Annotated in this window: 18 protein-coding genes and 1 riboswitch; of the genes, 12 read left to right on the top strand and 6 right to left on the bottom strand. The window is 74.2% G+C overall.

Annotated elements, in window-relative coordinates:
* Positions 1-10: 10 nt before the first annotated feature.
* Positions 11-97, bottom strand: a riboswitch (ZMP/ZTP riboswitch).
* Positions 98-246: 149 nt separating this feature from the next.
* Together AB0F89_RS28070 and AB0F89_RS28075 are read left to right on the top strand one after the other, a co-directional pair.
* Positions 247-1,092: a hypothetical protein gene (locus AB0F89_RS28070; RefSeq protein WP_367128619.1), complete on the top strand. Its 846-nt coding sequence runs from the start codon at positions 247-249 to the stop codon at positions 1,090-1,092.
* Positions 1,089-1,748, top strand: a complete 660-nt coding sequence (locus tag AB0F89_RS28075) for a hypothetical protein (protein ID WP_367128620.1) — start codon at positions 1,089-1,091, stop codon at positions 1,746-1,748. Before AB0F89_RS28070 ends, AB0F89_RS28075 begins: the two co-directional genes overlap by 4 nt.
* 63 nt (positions 1,749-1,811) lie before the next feature.
* Here AB0F89_RS28075 and AB0F89_RS28080 read toward each other — a convergent pair whose 3' ends face one another.
* A complete protein-coding gene (locus AB0F89_RS28080; protein WP_367128621.1) occupies positions 1,812-2,921 on the bottom strand; it encodes a VanZ family protein in 1,110 nt (369 codons plus the stop codon).
* Positions 2,922-3,099: 178 nt separating this feature from the next.
* On the opposite strand from AB0F89_RS28080, the gene AB0F89_RS28085 reads away from it, so the two are divergent.
* Positions 3,100-3,321, top strand: coding sequence for a hypothetical protein (locus AB0F89_RS28085; protein WP_367128622.1), 222 nt, complete (start codon positions 3,100-3,102; stop codon positions 3,319-3,321).
* Here AB0F89_RS28085 and AB0F89_RS28090 read toward each other — a convergent pair.
* Entirely contained in the window at positions 3,287-3,712 is a 426-nt protein-coding gene (locus AB0F89_RS28090) for a hypothetical protein (protein WP_367128623.1), read from the bottom strand. The genes AB0F89_RS28085 and AB0F89_RS28090 overlap by 35 nt on opposite strands.
* Positions 3,713-3,880: 168 nt before the next feature.
* Positions 3,881-4,720, bottom strand: coding sequence for a helix-turn-helix domain-containing GNAT family N-acetyltransferase (locus AB0F89_RS28095; RefSeq protein ID WP_367128624.1), 840 nt, complete (start codon positions 4,718-4,720; stop codon positions 3,881-3,883).
* Positions 4,721-4,820: 100 nt separating this feature from the next.
* Between AB0F89_RS28095 and AB0F89_RS28100 the strand changes: the two genes are divergently transcribed.
* The 7 genes from AB0F89_RS28100 (at position 4,821) to AB0F89_RS28130 (ending at position 9,545) form a co-directional block, all read left to right on the top strand.
* On the top strand, positions 4,821-6,182 hold the full coding sequence (locus tag AB0F89_RS28100; RefSeq protein WP_367128625.1) for an FAD-dependent oxidoreductase: 1,362 nt from the start codon (positions 4,821-4,823) through the stop codon (positions 6,180-6,182).
* A gap of 47 nt (positions 6,183-6,229) precedes the next feature.
* Positions 6,230-6,580 carry an MmcQ/YjbR family DNA-binding protein gene (locus tag AB0F89_RS28105; RefSeq protein ID WP_367128626.1) on the top strand — a complete coding sequence of 117 codons (351 nt, stop codon included), beginning with the start codon at positions 6,230-6,232 and terminating at the stop codon, positions 6,578-6,580.
* A 33-nt stretch (positions 6,581-6,613) separates the two neighbouring features.
* Entirely contained in the window at positions 6,614-7,291 is a 678-nt protein-coding gene (locus AB0F89_RS28110; protein ID WP_367128627.1) for a helix-turn-helix domain-containing protein, read from the top strand.
* Complete coding sequence (locus AB0F89_RS28115; protein ID WP_367128628.1) at positions 7,291-7,989, top strand: aquaporin; 699 nt, start codon at positions 7,291-7,293, stop codon at positions 7,987-7,989. The genes AB0F89_RS28110 and AB0F89_RS28115 overlap by 1 nt, the downstream gene beginning before the upstream one ends.
* On the top strand, positions 7,986-8,390 hold the full coding sequence (locus tag AB0F89_RS28120; RefSeq protein ID WP_367128629.1) for a low molecular weight phosphatase family protein: 405 nt from the start codon (positions 7,986-7,988) through the stop codon (positions 8,388-8,390). Before AB0F89_RS28115 ends, AB0F89_RS28120 begins: the two co-directional genes overlap by 4 nt.
* Positions 8,391-8,477: 87 nt before the next feature.
* Positions 8,478-9,194, top strand: a complete 717-nt coding sequence (locus AB0F89_RS28125) for a spermidine synthase (RefSeq protein WP_367128630.1) — start codon at positions 8,478-8,480, stop codon at positions 9,192-9,194.
* Between the two features lie 81 nt (positions 9,195-9,275).
* The gene (locus tag AB0F89_RS28130; protein ID WP_367128631.1) at positions 9,276-9,545 is read left to right on the top strand and encodes a hypothetical protein; all 270 of its coding nucleotides are present in this window, start codon (positions 9,276-9,278) and stop codon (positions 9,543-9,545) included.
* 18 nt (positions 9,546-9,563) lie between these two features.
* Here AB0F89_RS28130 and AB0F89_RS28135 read toward each other — a convergent pair whose 3' ends face one another.
* Positions 9,564-9,962 carry a hypothetical protein gene (locus AB0F89_RS28135; protein WP_367128632.1) on the bottom strand — a complete coding sequence of 133 codons (399 nt, stop codon included), beginning with the start codon at positions 9,960-9,962 and terminating at the stop codon, positions 9,564-9,566.
* Between the two features lie 107 nt (positions 9,963-10,069).
* A complete protein-coding gene (locus AB0F89_RS28140) occupies positions 10,070-11,746 on the bottom strand; it encodes a sigma-70 family RNA polymerase sigma factor (RefSeq protein WP_367128633.1) in 1,677 nt (558 codons plus the stop codon).
* A gap of 242 nt (positions 11,747-11,988) precedes the next feature.
* On the opposite strand from AB0F89_RS28140, the gene AB0F89_RS28145 reads away from it, so the two are divergent.
* Complete coding sequence (locus tag AB0F89_RS28145; RefSeq protein ID WP_367128634.1) at positions 11,989-13,032, top strand: LacI family DNA-binding transcriptional regulator; 1,044 nt, start codon at positions 11,989-11,991, stop codon at positions 13,030-13,032.
* A 179-nt stretch (positions 13,033-13,211) separates the two neighbouring features.
* Positions 13,212-15,530 (top strand): M4 family metallopeptidase, encoded by a 2,319-nt coding sequence (locus AB0F89_RS28150; RefSeq protein WP_367128635.1) that lies wholly within the window; start codon positions 13,212-13,214, stop codon positions 15,528-15,530.
* Positions 15,531-15,581: 51 nt separating this feature from the next.
* Here AB0F89_RS28150 and AB0F89_RS28155 read toward each other — a convergent pair whose 3' ends face one another.
* Positions 15,582-16,739 (bottom strand): PLP-dependent aspartate aminotransferase family protein, encoded by a 1,158-nt coding sequence (locus AB0F89_RS28155; protein ID WP_367128636.1) that lies wholly within the window; start codon positions 16,737-16,739, stop codon positions 15,582-15,584.
* Positions 16,740-16,772 lie beyond the last annotated feature (33 nt).

A 16,772-nucleotide genomic window follows, 5' to 3' on the forward strand; every position in this document is an offset into this window, starting at 1 on the left:
GGGGGCGCTGCCGTGGCACCCAGGCGCGCGGTGCGATCCGGCTCAACGCTCCCCGGTGGTCGTTCCCACCCTCGACACGCCAGTCGCGAACACCGCGGACTCTACCCCGGCGCACTCGCGCGGCGGCCGGTTTTGGGCGGAACGGGCCATTGCCGTTATCGCTGGTCACCCATACGTTGTGGGTTGGAAAAGTTCCAACCGGCCCTGTGCCACGTCAGCACTTCCCCCTGCCCCGAAAGGACTGACGTGCTCGATCGGCGAACGTTCGTGCTGGGAGCAGCCGCCACCGCGGCGCTCGCCGGCGCACTACCGGCCCACGCGGCGCCCGCGTCGGGCAAGGCCGCGGACAACCCCCGCGAAACCGCCGGCGTGTTCCTCGCGCCCGACGGCTCCCCTCTCATGCTGACCCGCCAGGACGGCCAGTGGCTCCTGGTCGACGAGGGCGGTTCGGTGCGCATCACCACCGGCCTCGCCGGCGCGGACCTGGTCGACGTCACCGGCGACGGCTCCGCGCTCAGCGCCGTCGGCGCGGTGCGCGGCGATCCGGTCGCCGCCATCTGGGAGTCCACCGACGCCGTCACCTGGCGCGAGGTCCGCCGGCTGCACGGCGTGCGGTCGGAGTTCACCGCGGTCGGCGCCGGCCTGGCGCTCGGCTCCGTCGTCAAGCACGAGCGCGCCTCGGTGGTGCGCATCGCGGCCCGCCGCACCGGGTCGGGCTGGAGCACCGTCCCGGTCCGCGGCCTGGAGTGGACCGACGGCCTGGCCGCCACCGCCGTCGCCGCGACCGGCGACGGGTGGATCGCGGCGGCCGTCGACATCTCCGGCACCGTCCTGCACACCTCGCGCGACGGCGTCACGTGGACCTCGCGACCGCGGCTGGACGGTGTCGCGGTGCGCGGCCTGACCTCGGTAGCCGGCCGCGTGCACTGGGTCGGCAACGACGTGGTCGACGCCACCCCGCTGACCGGCGTGCTCGACGCGGAGCGGCGCAGCCCGGCCGTGCCGCTCGACGCCAAGGCCCTCGGTGTCGCGGGCGCCCGTTCCGGCTGGCTCACCGGCGGTCGGCTGATCACCGCGGAGGCGGCCCGATGATCACGTTCAGCCGCATCGACGGCACCCCCGTGTACTACTGGCGGTCCAGCCGCGGCAACACGACGCTGCGCAACTGGCAGGCCACGCAGGCGTTCTACGACTCGCTGGTGCTGTGGATCCGGGACCTGCGGTCGTTGTCGTCGGGGTACGGCAGCGTCACGTACCTGGTGTCGGCGGGCTTCTACGTGAACAAGCCCGGCCAGCACGGCGCGGGCACCGCGATGGACCTCGACCACGTCCGGTGGAGCGGCGGCCAGGTGTCGTCGCCGCTGGACCGCGACCACGCGTCCGGCACGCTCGCGACCCGCCGCCGCTACCTGGCGGTGGACGCGGTGTGCCGGCGGCGGTTCCGGTACGCGCTGGACGGGTGGTACAACGCCGACCACGCCGACCACATCCACTCCGACTTCGGCGGGCTGCCGGTCCGCTGCGTGACGGGTTCGGAGAGCGACGCGAAGTTCGTGCAGGCGCTGTGCAACAACTTCATGAGCTCGGGCCTGGCGGTGGACGGCATCTGGGGTCCGCTGACGCAGAGCGCGTTCACCACGGCCAAGTCCCGGCTCGGCGTCACCGGCGACCCGCACAGCAGCAGCGCGGCGTGGCAGTCGTTCCTGTCGGCGGCGGCGCGCAGGGGTTTCGCGAACCAGGCGTTCTGATCGTCCGGGCGGGTCCGGGATCGGTGGCAGCTCCCCGGACCCGCCCGGTTCGATCCTGAGCGTTCAACCCGGGTGTTCCGAGCGCAGGACACGCGCGTTCCGGAGGTAGGACACGCGGGTGGTGGTGCTGGTGGTGGAGATCAGGCCCAGCAGGCTCCGGCGGTCGGCGCGGGGGCGGGTGGCCAGGCCGACCGCGGCGGCGGCGAGCAGGACCAGGCCGGTGTGACCGGTCGAGAGCAGCCACAGCACCGGGAGCCACCACACGACGAACCGCAGCAGCACGGCGCGCGGCGGGGCCGGGCCCCCGGTGCGCGCGTCGACCAGCGCCAGGTGGAACGCCACCTGGCCCGGTGTCGCCCGGTCCGCGCGCAGCAACGGCACCACGACGGTGGCGACGACCAGCACCAGCGCCCCCGCGAGCGCGCCGAACCAGTCCGACGCGGCGACGTCGGTCAGCCGGGCCACCCCGGTCCCCTCCCCCACCAGCACGAGCACCGCCCGGAACGCGAACTGCGCCAGCGCGAGCGTGAGCAGGTCGCCCGCGAACGCCAGGCCGCGGCGGAGCAGGCCCGGCGGCCCGGTGTCGGCCACCGGCTCCGGCTCGGCGGGCGGCAGCCGCCGACCGAGCCACCGGGCGAGCAGCCAGCCGACGAGCGCACCCGCCGTGTTCGTCATCAGGTCATCCACGTCCGCGAGCCGGTACGGGCACGGGTAGAGGCCGAACGCGGCGGTCCCCTGCGTGGTCTCCACCGCCAGCGACACCAGCAGCCCGATCGCGGTCGACGCCACCGCACCGCGCCGGAACCGGTAGCGCAGCAGGAAGCCCAGCGGCACGAACAGCACCACGTTCAGCGCCACCTGGACGAACGCCGGGCTCGTCGGCGAGTACCCGGCGGCGGCGATGTCGTCCAGCGAGGCGAACGGCCGGAGCTGCCAGTAGTCGCGGGTCGGGCGGCCCGAGCAGAACCCGTCGGTCACCACCGGCAGCGGGAAGAGGGTGAACGCCACCAGCCCGCACCCGTACAGCGCGCCGGCCGCGGCCACCACCGCCGACCAGCCGGTCAGCCGACCGCGCCGGCGGTACTGCCAGTGCACCCAGGGCAGCACCGCCACCGGCGCCAGCAGGGCGAACAGCACCAGCGTGATGATCGACTCGCTCAGCCGCACCGACACGGCGGCCACGCTAGGCGGCGGGTCCTCGGCGCGCCCGCCGGTCACCTGATCGTGCGATCGAACCGATCGCGGGCCGCCGCCGAACACCTGCCGAGCACTTCCGCCCGCCGGGATCGGTCGGCGGGTCGACGCGGCGCTGCCCGCGCCGGCGCTGTCGGCCGAACGGCGGGCGTTCACGGTGAAAGACGAGGCGGGCGCCCCCGACCTGCAGCCGCCGCTGCCGCCGAGCGTCACGGCGGACGGACCGGTGCAGGGGGTCCGCGAACCCGGCGGCTACCTGCCCCGGCCGACGGCCGCGCTCCGCCTGCTGCACCCGCTCGTGCCGGCGCGCCCCAGGGCCTCCCCCGGGCGCGACAACGGCACCTTCACCCAGTCCGCCGAACGGCGTCCGGGCTCGTAGCGCGAGGAAACCGCTTGGCGACCACGCCTCCTAGCCCGTAGTCCTCCGCGACCGCGGGCACGTCGCGGCCGTCCGCCTCCAGGAACACCGGTGGCGCCCGGACCTCCTCGCGACCGCCCAGCCCGAGCCCGGCCGGCTCCGCGCGCCGCTCGACGTAGGGCACGTCGAGCAGCGACCGGCCGTCCAGGCGCAGCAGGTCGAACACGTAGTACACGACGGGCACGCGGAGCAGCAGGTCGTCGCCCGGTCGGGTGACGTGCGCCCGGGACCGTAACCGGCCGGGGTCCGGCTGCTTGCGGGCGCCCAGAGCGACGATCTCGCCGTCCAGCACCGCTTCGCGGTCACCCAGCAGTGCGGTCAGCGTCCGCACCTCGGGGTAGGTCGCGGACACCCCCGGTCGTCGTGGGTCATCGCCCGCACGTGCCCGTCCCGCGCGCAGGCGACGGCGCGGACACCGTCCCACTTGAACTCGAACGCCCGCTCGGGCCCCGCCGGGAGCCGCCCCGCCCGGCGGTCCGGCGCCGCACGCCGGCACCTCGACCGGGGTGCCCGCCGGCGGTCAGCAGCCGACGTCGGCGCGGCGGCGTTCGAGCATCACGGTGTCGCGCCAGACGCCGTGGTGCCGGGCGATGCGCTCCCGGACGCCGACGGTGCGGAACCCGGCCGAGTGGTGCAGCCCGATGCTGGCCCGGTTCTCCGGGAAGATCGCGGTCTGCAACGTCCACAGTCCGCCCTCGTCGGCGGCGGTGACCTGCCGGTGCAGCAACGCCTTGCCCACGCCCCGGCCGCGGAAGCCGTCACCGACGTACACCGACGTCTCGGCGACGCCCGCGTAGCACTCGCGGGCCGACACCGGGGTCGCGGCGGCCCAGCCGGCGACCCGGCCGTCGACGACGGCGACCCAGCGGTGGCCGGGCAGCCACTTGGCCTCCAGCGTGCGGCGGCTGGGGGTCTCGGTCTCGAAGGTGGCGTTGCCGGTGGCGATGCCCTCACCGTAGATGCGGCGCACGTCGGCCCAGTCGTCGTCGGCCACGGCGCGCACGGCGACGTCGGCGGGCAGGTCGGTCGGGCAGCACGGCCTGGTGACGATCGTGCCCATGACGGCGTCGGCGGCGTGCGGCAGGCCCGTGCAGCACGCCTGGTTGACCGACACCAGGGTCGCGGTGCCCTCCTTGCGCAGCCGGACGAAGCCCACGTCGGCCAGCTTGCGCAGGTGGTGCGAGCAGGTGGACTGGCTGATGCCGACCGCCTCGGTGAGCGCGCCGACCGTGATCTCGCCGGGGTGGGTGGCGACGGTGTGCAGCAGCCGCACCCTGGTCGGGTCGGCCAGGCAGGCGAACCACTCGGCGTAGGTGGTGGCGTCCTCGGGGGCGAGGCCGACTGCGGACAGGGTCGTCATGCGCCCAGAGTATCGACAACGACCGATGGTTGCATCCATCTACAACGCTCGATAGATTGCTCCTCGTTCAATCGAGGAACACCGATGAAAGAGGTGACTGGTGGACGAGCTCCCCGTGGTCGTGGTCGGAGCGGGACCGGTCGGCTTGGCGACGGCGGCGCACCTGCTGGAACGCGGGCTGCGGCCGCTGGTCCTGGAGGCGGGACCGGTGGCGGGCGCGGCGGTGGCCCGGTGGCGGCACGTGCGGCTGTTCTCGTCGTGGTCCGAGCTGGTCGACCCGGCCGCGCGCCGACTGCTGGAACCCACCGGGTGGCGCGCGCCCGAGGGCCACCCCACTGGCGAGGAGTGGGCGGCCGAGTACCTGACGCCGCTGGGACGCGCGCTCGGCGACCACGTCCGGCTGAACTCCCGGGTGGTCGGGGTGGCCCGCCGGGGGCGGGACCGGGTGGTGGACGCGGGTCGGGACAGCGAGCCGCTGACCGTGCACGTCGAGGGCGGCGAGCGGATCACCGCCCGGGCCGTGGTCGACGCGTCCGGCACGTGGGGCACGCCGAACCCGCTCGGCGGCGACGGGCTGCCGGCCGCCGGCGAGCGGGAGGCGGCGGACCGGATCGAGTACCGGGTGCCGGACGTGACCGCCGAGCCGGACCGGTACGCGGGCGGCCGGATCGCGGTGGCGGGCAGCGGGCACTCGGCGCTCACCGCCCTGATCGCGCTGGTGGGCCTGGCCGAGCGGCGTCCCGGGACGCGCGTCGTGTGGTTGCTGCGCCGTGGCGCGGTCGGCGCCGCGTTCGGCGGCGGCGCGGCCGACCAGCTGCCCGCGCGCGGCGCGTTGGGCCTGCGGGCGCGGGCGGCGGTGGAGGCCGGGTCGGTGGAGGTCGTCACCGGGTTCCGCACCGAGGCGGTCGAGCGGGACGGCGAGCGGCTGGTGCTGGTGGCGCAGGACGGCCGGCGGCTCGACCCGGTGGACCGGGTGGTGGCGCTGACCGGGTTCCGGCCGGACCACTCGTGGCTGTCGGAGGTGCGGTTGGACCTGGACCCGGTGCTCCAGGCGCCGACCGGGCTGGCGCCGTCGATCGACCCGAACGTGCACTCGTGCGGCAGCGTTCCCCCGCACGGTGCGGAGGAGTTGCGGCACCCCGAGCACGGTGTGTACCTCGTGGGGATGAAGAGCTACGGGCGCGCTCCGACGTTCCTGGCGCTGACCGGGTACGAGCAGGTGCGCAGCGTGGTGGCGGAGATCGCGGGCGACCACGAGTCGGCGGCGCGGGTCGAGCTGACGCTGCCGGAGACCGGGGTCTGCGGCGGGTCCGGCGCGTTCGACATCACCGAGCCGGAGGCCGGGGGCAGCTGCGGTGTCGTGCCGGGCGCGGACCTCGGGGCGCGGGATTCAGGCGGTGGTTGCTGTGGCGGCCTCCGGATCGCGGACCTGACCCTCACCGCACCGGGCGCGCGGGCCTGAGGCGCCCCGGAACTAGACTGCGGCACAAGACGTTTCGGGGGGCCGCGGTGGCTGTGAGCAGTGACGAGTTCATCCAAATGGTGAACGGGTTGGTGGACGTCAAGCGCGCGGAGGGCGGGCACTACAGCTCGTTCGGCGTGCGGGGCAAGAAGTTCGGCTACTACTGGCCGCACACGCAGACCGTGGGGCTGAAGCAACTGCTGTCCGAGCAGCAGGCGCTGGTCGCCGAGCGGCCGGACGTCTTCGAGGAGCAGTTCACCTCCGGCGGGTTCGGCTGGGTCGTGGTGCAGCTGGCCGGGATCGAGGCCGACGAGCTGGCCGAACTGGTCTTCGAGGCGTGGCGGTTGACCGCGCCCGAGGAGCTGGTGCACCAGGCGCCCGACCCGGCCCGGAGTTGACGGCGGGACATTGGCTCAAGCAATATTGAGTCAATGTCTACTGACTGGCCTTCGGGAACGGTGGCGCGCGCCAGGGTGCACGCGGCCCTCGGCGAGCCCGCCCGGCTCGCCGTGGTGGAACTGCTGGTGCTCGGCGACGCTTCGCCCGGCGAGGTCGGCCGCGCGCTCGGCCTGCCCAGCAACCTGCTCGCCCACCACGTGAAGCTGCTGGAGCGGGCGGGCGTGGTCGAGCGGTCCCGCTCGGAGGGCGACCACCGGCGCACCTACCTGCGCCTGCGCACGGCCGCGCTCACCGACCTGGCGCCCGCCGCGCTGCGGGAGGCGCCCCGGGTGGTGTTCGTGTGCACCGGGAACTCGGCCCGCTCGCAACTGGCCGCCGCGCTGTGGAAGCGGCGCAGCCGGGTGCCCGCCGCCAGCGCGGGCACCCGGCCCGCCGAGCGCGTGCACCCGCTGGCCGTCGCCACCGCCCGCGCGCACGGGCTGTCGCTGACCCGCGCCCGCACGCACTACCTGGACGACGTGCTGCGGTCCGACGACCTGGTGGTCGCGGTGTGCGACAACGCCCACGAAGAACTCGACGGCGCCACGCCGCGCCTGCACTGGTCCGTGCCCGACCCGGCGGCGGTCGGCACCGAGGACGCGTTCGACCGCGCCTACCGCGACCTCGCCGACCGAGTCGAACGCCTCGCACCCGCCGTCCGGGGGATCTGATGGACCGCCCGCTGCCCCACCGGCTGCTGGCCGAATACCTCGGCAGCCTGCTCCTCGCCGCCCTGGTGATCGGCTCCGGCATCGCCGCCCAGCGCCTCTCCCCCGGCGACACCGGCCTCCAGCTGCTGGAGAACGCCGCCGCGACCGCCGTCGGCCTCTACGCCATCATCCTGGTCTTCGGCCCGGTCAGCGGCGGCCACTTCAACCCGGTGGTGTCCATCGCGGACGCCGCGCTGCGCGGTCTGCCGTGGCGCGACGTGCCGTCGTACGCGGCGGCGCAGGTGCTCGGCTGCGTCACCGGCGCGGTGCTGGCCAACACCATGTTCGAGCTGTCGCCGGTGAGCATCAGCACGACCGGGCGGGCGACGCTCGCCCACGGCCTGTCCGAGGTGGTGGCCACCGCGGGCCTGCTGCTGGTCGTGTTCTCGCTGGTCCGGTCGGGCCGGGCCGATCGCGCGCCGGCCGCCGTCGGCGCCTGGATCGGGGCCGCGCACTTCTTCACCAGCTCCACCAGCTTCGCCAACCCGGCCATTACGGTCGGCCGAGTGTTCAGCGACACGTTCGCCGGGATCGCGCCGGCGTCCGCGCCGTTCTTCGTGCTCGCGCAGCTCGTCGCCGTGACTGCGGCCGTGCCGCTGCTGCGCGCGCTGTACCCGAACCCGCCCGCCGAACTCGTCACCGAAGGACAGGTCCGTTGACCCACCAGCCCGAAGTCCTGTTCGTCTGCGTCCACAACGCGGGTCGCTCCCAGATGGCCGCCGCGCTGCTCCAGCACTACGCGCTGGGCCGCGTCACCGTCCGCTCGGCCGGGTCCGCGCCCGCCGACCGGGTCAACCCCGCCGCCGCCGAGGCACTGGCCGAGCTCGGCCTCGACATCACCGCCGAGACACCCACCAAGCTGACCACCGAGGACGTCGAGGCGTCCGACGTGGTGATCACCATGGGCTGCGGCGACACGTGCCCCGTCTTCCCCGGCAAGCGCTACCTCGACTGGGAGCTGGCGGACCCGGCGGGGCGGGGCGTCGACGCCGTGCGGCCCATCCGCGACGACATCGACCGCCGGGTGCGGAACCTGCTCGCCGAACTCCTCGACGGCTGACCCCGCACCCGACCCACCGCGCGCCGGTCCCGGTCGTGCTGCGACCATGGCGCCTTCGTCCACTGCGGTGGCCAGGAGGGTGACCCGATGAGCGCGCGTTTCCAGGAGCTCGACTGGCGCGAGACCCCGCTGGGCGAACTCGTCCTGCGCCGCCGCTGGGACCCGGTCTTCGACCGCGAGGTGCACGAGATCAAGCTCAACGACGAGTTCCTGATGTCGAGCCTGTTCACCGTCTCCGAGGTGGAGCTGGCGCGCCTGGCGCTCGCCGACCTGCCGGGGCCGTTGGACGTCGTGGTCGGCGGCCTCGGCCTCGGCTACACCGCGCGGACCGCGTTGGAGCACGCCGGAGTGCGGTCGCTGCTGGTGGTCGACGCGCTCGGCGAGGTCATCGAGTGGCACCGGCGCGGTCTGCTGCCCGGCGGTCCGGAGTTGGCGGCCGACCCGCGCTGCCGACTCGTCCACGGCGACTTCTTCGCGCTCGCCCGCTCCGGCGGCGGGTTCGACCCGGACGCGCCCGACCGGCTGTTCCACGCGATCGTCGTGGACATCGACCACTCGCCGCGGCACCTGCTGCACCCCGGCAACGCCGACTTCTACGAGCCCGAGGGCCTGCGCCGGCTGGCCGCGCGGCTGCACCCGGGCGGTGTGTTCGCCCTGTGGTCCAACGAACCGCCGGACGACGACTACACCGCCGCGCTCGCCGACCGGTTCGCCGACGCCCGCGCCGAGGTCGTCCGGTTCCACAACCCGCTGCAACAGCGGGACGCGACGGCCACCATCTACCTGGCGCGGACGTCCGGCTGACCGCCGGTCCCGGCGAACGGCGGGTGCGGTGGGTCCGCCGTTCGCCGGGCCACGGTCGTCCGGCACTGCGAGACTGGGGTCATGCGCGTTCGTCGGCTCGTCCTCGGCGCCGCGGCCCTCGTGCCGGCGCTCTGGCTCGCGGCCCTGCTCACAGGAACCGCAGCGGCCGTCCCCGACCAGTGGAACTGCGCGTTCTACCTGGCGTCACAGGGGTACTCCGGCAAGCTGGTGGACATCGGGTGCGCCTCCGGGGCTCAGGGCGACGAGGTGCTCTGCCTCGGCACGCTGCGGATCGCGGGCGTCCCGGAGGGCTTGGTCGAGGAAGCCTGCCGGCGGGCTGCCGAGGCGTAGTCGCGACAGCAGACCCGGTCAGGCCGGCGCGACCTCGCCCCACACGGCTTTGTACCCGGACCTCGGGTCGACGCCCCAGCAGGACGCCAACCGGTTGACCAGCAGCAGACCCCGGTTGCGCAGGCCACGCGCGCCGGGCTTGCCCAGCACCGGCAGCAGCTCCGGGCTGGCGTCGTGCACCTCGACCCGCACCACGCGCCCGCCGCGCGGGCGGCTGAGCCGCAACCGGCGCGGCGCGAGGGCGTGCTCGAACGCGTTGGTGAGCAACGCGTCGGCGATCAGCAGCAGGTCCAGTCGCCGCGCCTGGTCCAGTTCCGGCACGGCCTCGGTGATCCACCGCCGGGCGCGGCGCACCGGCGGGACGGTTTCCCCCATCACGAAGTCGACGTTGTCGAAGGGCCTTTCCACGACGTTCACGGCACGAGCCTTCCAGCGATCGACACCCCGGCGGTTCAGGGCGCTACGGCGGGATTCCCCCGATCCGAACGGCAAAACAGCGATGGGGTCGAACGCGACCGGGACCACTACTTCTTCGGCATGACGACGACCGGCACGTCGATCCGCACCGGCGGCGCGGATCCGGCCGAGAGGGTGCCGCCGATCGTGCCGCCGACCGCTTTCGGTCCGGCCAGCAGCCGCAGGACGAACGTCACCTGCCCGCCGGCGGGCAGGTCCTGCTCGGCCGCGCAGGTCACCGTGCCCCGGCCCGCCGGACAGCCGACGGTCTGCGCCGCCGCGCCGTCGAACCCGAGCGCGGGCCCGCGGCGCAGGTTCTGCCCGGGTCCCACCACCTGCACGCCGTCGGGCAGGGTCAGCACCAGCGTGGCGGGCGCGACGGGGGTCGAGCCGGTGTTGCGGACCGTGATGGGGAGGTCGACCGGCGGACCGCCGGTGGCCATGGTGAAGCCGTCCGGCACGACCGGGACCAGGGGCTCCCCCGCCGGCGGCGGCTCCTCGGCCGTGGTGGTCGCGTCCGCCGCCGGAGGCGGTTCGGGCGACTCCCCACCGGTGTCGGCCGTCGCGGACTCGGACGCGGGCGCGGACTCGGGTTCGGAACCGGACTCGGTGACGGGCACGGAGGTCCCGTTCACGGTCGTCACGGACGTCCGCTGGTCGATCCGCACCTTGGGCGGCTCGCCCGTGGCGGTCGGCGCGAGGGCGGTCGGCCCGGAGTTCACCCCCCACACCGCGGCCACCACCACCGCCGTCGTGGAGGCGGCGACGCCGAGCCACTGCGCCGTGGTCGTCGTGACCGAGCCGGCCGCCGCGACCGCCGTGCCCGCCTTCGCCGCGGCCGCGGTCGTGGCCAGGTAGCCGGTGACACCGGCGCCGAGGACGAGCGGCGCGACGACGGCGCGCAGCGTGCCGTTCACGTCGGCCAGCTCGGCGGCCATCCCGCTGCAGTTCACGCACTCGTCCAGGTGCGCCTCGACCTGGGCGGTCTCCCTCCTGGTGAGGCCGCCCCTGGTCCACGCGCCCAGCTTGACCACGGTGGCGCGGCAGCGGCTCGCGGGCCGGTGCGCCAGGTGCGCCTGCAGGTAGGCGGTCTTCAGGCCCTCCCTGGCCCGGTAGGCCAACGCGGACGCGCCGTTCGCGGTCAACCCCAGCAGCGGCGCCAGCTCGGCGGCCGTCTGGCCCTCGATCTCGGTCTGCCACAGCACCGTCTGCCACCGCTCGGGCAGGCTGGCGAACGCCTTGGACGCCAGCGACCGCTCCAGCGTGGCCAGCGCCGGGTCGTGGAACGGCACCGTGGTCACCTTCTCCACGCCCGAGACGGCCTCCACGTCGTCGGCCAGCTTCAGCTTCTTGTCCCGCCGCGTCTTGTCGTAGGCGGTGTGCCGCAGCGCGGTGAGCAGGTAGGCGCGGAACGCCGAGTCCGGGCCGCCGCCGGCCCGCAGCGTGTCGAGGACCTTGGCGAAGGCGTCCGAGACCAGGTCGTCCGCCTCCGCGTTCGACCAGGCCAGGTGCCGGGCCAGGTTGCGGGCGGCGGCGACGTGCCGCTCGAACAGCTGCCCGTACGCCTGGATCTCCCCGGCGCGCACGGCGTCGATCAGCTCGGCGTCGGACAGCGGCCGGGACGGGAGGGGCGCGCCGGACGAGGGGGTGTCCTGGTTGAGCACCTGGTCGAGGTCGCCGCGCAGCGCGGCCAGGTCGGCCGTGTCCCACCGCCGCAGGTCACCCTCGTCGGGATGCCCGATCACCGGACGTCTACCTCCCAACACGACATGTGAGCGATCGGTGGGACCCTATAGAACAAGTCCACCACCGGCCGCACCGGAACGCCCTTGTGGCTCAACCCCGAACACCCCAACGGACGAGGATTCGTCGGGGTACGAGGGATCGTTGCGCCACCGGACGGCACTTCGGGACCCCGAACGGCGGTTCGCGCGCGCGGCCGGCGGTCATGATCGGGCCGGGACCACCGCTTCCGTACACTGCGGCCGTGACGGGGAGCATCGCGGACGGCCAACGCCGTGGGCGTCGGCGCGGGGAGCTGACGGTCGGGACGATCGCCCGGCTCGCCGGGGTGTCCAAGCCGACCGTGTCGAAGGTGCTCAACGGCCGGGCGGGCGTCGCGGTGGAGACCAGGCAGCGGGTCGAGGCCCTGCTGCGGGAGCACGGCTACCGCCGACCGGACGCCATCGCGCCGAGCGCCATCCTCGAAGTGGTGTTCTACGGGCTGGAGCGCCACATGGCGGTCGAGATCCTGCGCGGCGTGGAGCCGGTGGCCCGCGAGCACGAGCTGGCCGTCGCGTTCACCGAGGCGGTCGAGCCGGCGGCGCCCGGTCGGACCTGGGCCGAGCAGCTGCTGGCCAGGCACCCGGTCGGCGTGATCGCGGTGTACTCGGCGTTCACCCCGGAGCAGCACGCGCTGCTGGACGCCAGCGCGATCCCGCTGGTGGCGCTGGACCCGTCCGGCGAGCCGCTGCACCCCACCCCGTCGGTCGGCGCGGCGAACTGGAGCGGCGGCATCACGGCCGCCCGCCACCTGCTCGACCTCGGCCACCGGCGGATCGCGGTGGTCGCCGGGCCGAACGACTCGCTCGGCGCCCGGGCCAGGCTGGAGGGCTGCCGGGCCGCGCTGGACGCCGCCGGCGTGCCGCTGGACGAGCGGCTGGTCCGGGTCGGCGACTTCACCTTCGAGCAGGGCCGTGACCTGGGGGGCGAGCTGCTGGACCGGCCGGACCGGCCGACCGCGGTGCTGTGCGGCAACGACCTCCAGGCGCTCGGCGTCTACGCGGCGGCGTGGCGGCTCGGCCTGCGCATCCCGCACGACCTCAGCGTGGTCGGCTTCGACGACATCGAGAACACCCGCTGGTCCTGCCCGCCGCTGACCACGGTGCGGCAGCCGCTGGCCCAGATGGGCGCGGCGGCGGCCCGGATGCTGATCACCCTCGCCGAGGGCGGCACGCCCGCCCAGCCCCGCGTCGAACTGGCCACGACGCTGGTCGTGCGCGAGAGCACCGCGCCCCCGGCCCGGGTCTGACGCTTCCCGCCGGAGGAGTGCCACCTGTTCCCCACCCGATGGCGGCATAATAAAAAAGGGATGGAAAAGCGTTATAGAGGTGGAAATCTTTCTGGCAACGGTCAAGCCTCGCCGAGAAGTCGCTCGCGGCACTAAAAAATGACTTGTCCACCGAGGCCGCCACTCGTGACGGAGTTGGCGTGCATCGCAGAATCGGCGCATACCTGGCCGCGTGCCTGATGGCCCTGTCCCTCCCAGCACCCGCCGCGCAAGCGGCGCCCGTCGAGCCTTCCCGCCCGGACCCGGTCGCGCTCGCGACCGCTTCGGCGGACCGGGCCGCGGCGTCCGGGTTGGACGCCCTGGCCAAAGGACCCGACGAGGCTTTCCACCGCCGTGAGGTCTACCAGGGCGGGGTCCCCGGCCAGAGGGACCTGTTCTACGTCTCCTACGACCGCACCTACGACGGTCTCCCGGTGATCGGCGGCGACGCCGTGGTCGCCACCGACGCGTCCGGCAACGTCCTCGACACCGTCGCCGCGCCCATGGGCGGCCTCGCGGTCGACACGACCCCGGTGATCACGGCCGGTCGGGCGGCGGCGATCGGCCGGTCCCAGCTGTCCACAGTGGACGAGGTGGAGCGCACGACGTTGTCGGTGCTGGCCGGTGGGCACGGCACGCTGGTCTACGAGACCGTCGTGGTCGGCCGCAAGGGCGGCCTGCCGAGCCGGCTGCACGTCTACGTCAACGCCAGGACCGGCGCGGTCGAGGACAGCGTGGACGACGTGAAGGCGGGCTCGGGCACCAGCCAGTGGAACGGCCCGAACCCGCTGTCCATCGACACCAGCGACAACAGCACGGTGGACAACACCCGACCGGGTGTGCGGTGCGTCGACTACGCGACCAACGCGCCGTTCACCAAGAGCAGCAATTCCTTCGGCAACGGCAACGCGACCAGCAAGGAGACGGGTTGCGCCGACGTGCTCTGGTCCACCCAGAAGCAGTGGGAGATGATGAAGTCCTGGCTGGGCCGCAACGGGATCGACGGCAACGGCCGCGGCGTCACGGTGAAGGTCGGGCTCAACGCGGTCAACGCCTACTGGACCGGGCAGCACATCGAGATCGGCCGCAACAACGCCAACCAGTGGATCGCGTCCATGGACGTGGTCGCGCACGAGCACGGGCACGCCATCGACCAGCACACGCCCGGCGGCGCGGGGCGCGAGGCCGGGCTCGGCGAGGCCACCGGCGACATCTTCGGCGCGCTGACCGAGGCGTACGCGGCCGAGCCGGCGCCGTTCGACACCCCGGACTACCTGGTCGGCGAGTCGGTCAACCTGGTCGGCCGCGGCCCGATCCGGAACATGGCGAACCCGTCGGCGGTCGGCGGGCACCCGAACTGCTGGTCCAGCGCCATCCCCGGCACCGAGGTGCACGCCGCCGCCGGCCCGCTCAACCACTGGTTCCACCTGCTGGCCGAGGGTTCCGCGGCCAGCCCGACCTGCGACGGCTCCACCGTGACCGGCATCGGCATCCAGGCCGCCGGCCGGGTCTTCTACAACGCCATGCTGCTCAAGACCTCCGGCATGACGCACTTCCGGTACCGCGTCGCGACCCTGACCGCGGCGAAGAACCTCGACCCGACCTGCCGCCAGTTCGCCGCGGTCAAGGCGGCGTGGAACGCGATCAGCCTGCCCGCCCAGGCCGGTGAGCCGACCTGCGCCGCCACCCCGGACGACGACTTCACGCTCTCGCTGGACCCCGCCTCGGGCACGGTCGAGCCGGGCGAGAAGGCGCAGGCGACCATCCGCACGACCACCACGTCGGGTGACCCGCAGGCGATCGCGCTCAGCGCGTCCGGCCAGCCGACCGGCGTGACCGCGCACTTCACCCCGTCGTCGGTGACGTCCGGCCAGACCGCGGCGCTGACCGTCGCCACCGCGGCGGACGTGGCGCCGGGCACCTACCCGATCACCGTGCGCGGGCAGGGCGCCACCAGCCACAGCGTGACCTACACCCTCACGGTCGGCGGCGGCGAACCGCCCGCGGACGACTTCGCCATCGCGCTCGACCCGACCAGCGGCGCCGCTCGACCCGGCGGCGCGGTGACCTCCACCGTCGGCACCACGACCACGGCCGGCGAGGCGCAGAAGGTGACCCTGACCGCGACCGGCCTGCCGGACGGCGCGACGGCGGTGTTCGAACCGGCTAGCGTCGCGTCCGGCGAGTCGTCCAGGCTGACGATCACCACGTCCGCGAGCACGCCGGCGGGCGCTTACCCGGTGGCGGTGACCGGCGCGGGCGCGGCGGTGTCGCACTCGGCGACCTACGCGCTGACCGTCGAGGAGGGCTCGCCGGGCGGTTGCGCCGGGGTGCCCGCGTGGAGCGCGAGCCAGGCGTACGTGCCGGACGACGTGGTGTCGCACGACGCGCACCGGTGGACGTCGACCTGGTACTCGACCGGCGCCGAGCCCGGTGCTCCCGGCTCGTGGGCCGTGTGGCGCGACGGGGGCGCCTGCTGATCGGCCGCCGATGAGGGGGTGGCCGCCGACTCGCTTCGGCGGCCACCCCGGTCAGCGCTCCAGGGCCCGGGCGATGTCCTGCCACAGGTCGTCGGCGTCCTCGATGCCCACCGACAGCCGGATCGTGCCGCCGGAGATGTCGTTCTCGCCCAGCTGCTCCTCGGTCAGCTGCCGGTGCGAGGTGCTGGCGGGGTGCAGCACCAGGGTCTCGGCGCCGCCCAGCGACGGCGCCAGCTTCACCAGGTCGACGGCCGTGACGAACCGCCGGCCCGCCTGCGCGTCGGCCACGTCGAACGAGAACGTGCTGCCGAAGCCGGTCAGGAAGCGCCGCGCGACGGCGTGGCTGGGGTGCGTGCCGAGGCCCGGCCAGTGCACCGCGCGCACCGCCGGGTGCGCGGCCAGCCGGTGGGCCAGGACCTCGGCGTTCTGCTCGTGCTTGCGGATCCGCAAGGCCAGGGTGCGCAGCCCGCGGATGGTCAACCAAGCCGCGAACGGGTCGGGCGTGACGCCCAGCTCCACCGAGTGGCGCCACGTCCTGCCGTGCCGGTCCCGGTCGGCGAACACCGCCACGCCGCCGATGACGTCGCTGTGCCCGCCGAGGTACTTGGTGGTCGAGTGCACGACCACGTCCGCGCCGTGCTCGATCGGGCGGCACAGCAGCGGTGTCGCGAACGTGTTGTCCACGACCACGAGCACGTCGTCGCCCACCGCGGCCGCGAGCGCGGGCAGGTCGCTGACGTGCCCGGTCGGGTTGGCGATCGTCTCCAGGTACAGCACCCTGGTCCTGGGCCGCAGGGCCGCGCGGACCTCGTCCGGGTCGTGGCCGCCGACGTAGGTGACGGTGACGCCCCAGCGCTCCTCCAGGTCGCGCAGCAGGGCGAGAGTGCCGCCGTAGAGGGCGCGCTGGGCGATCAGGTGGTCGCCCGACCTGAGGTTCGCCAGCAGCACCGAGTTGATCGCGCCCATCCCGGACGACGCCGCCAGCGCCGCCGTGCCGCCTTCGAGCGCGGCGATGGCGTCCTCCAGGGCGCGGACCGTCGGGTTGCCGAGCCGGGTGTAGACGAACGCGCCGTCGGGCCTGCTCATGCCGTCGGCGAGGTCGTCCAGGGAGTCGAAGGAGAAGCTGGAGGACTGGTAGAGCGGCACGGACAGGGGCCTGCCGGCGGTGGCGGGGACTTCGGTGTGCACAACGCGGGTGTCGAACTGCATGGACCGAGCATCGGGCACGAAGTGGTGTGGTTG

This window comes from Saccharothrix sp. HUAS TT1, from assembly GCF_040744945.1.
Taxonomy (GTDB): domain Bacteria; phylum Actinomycetota; class Actinomycetes; order Mycobacteriales; family Pseudonocardiaceae; genus Actinosynnema.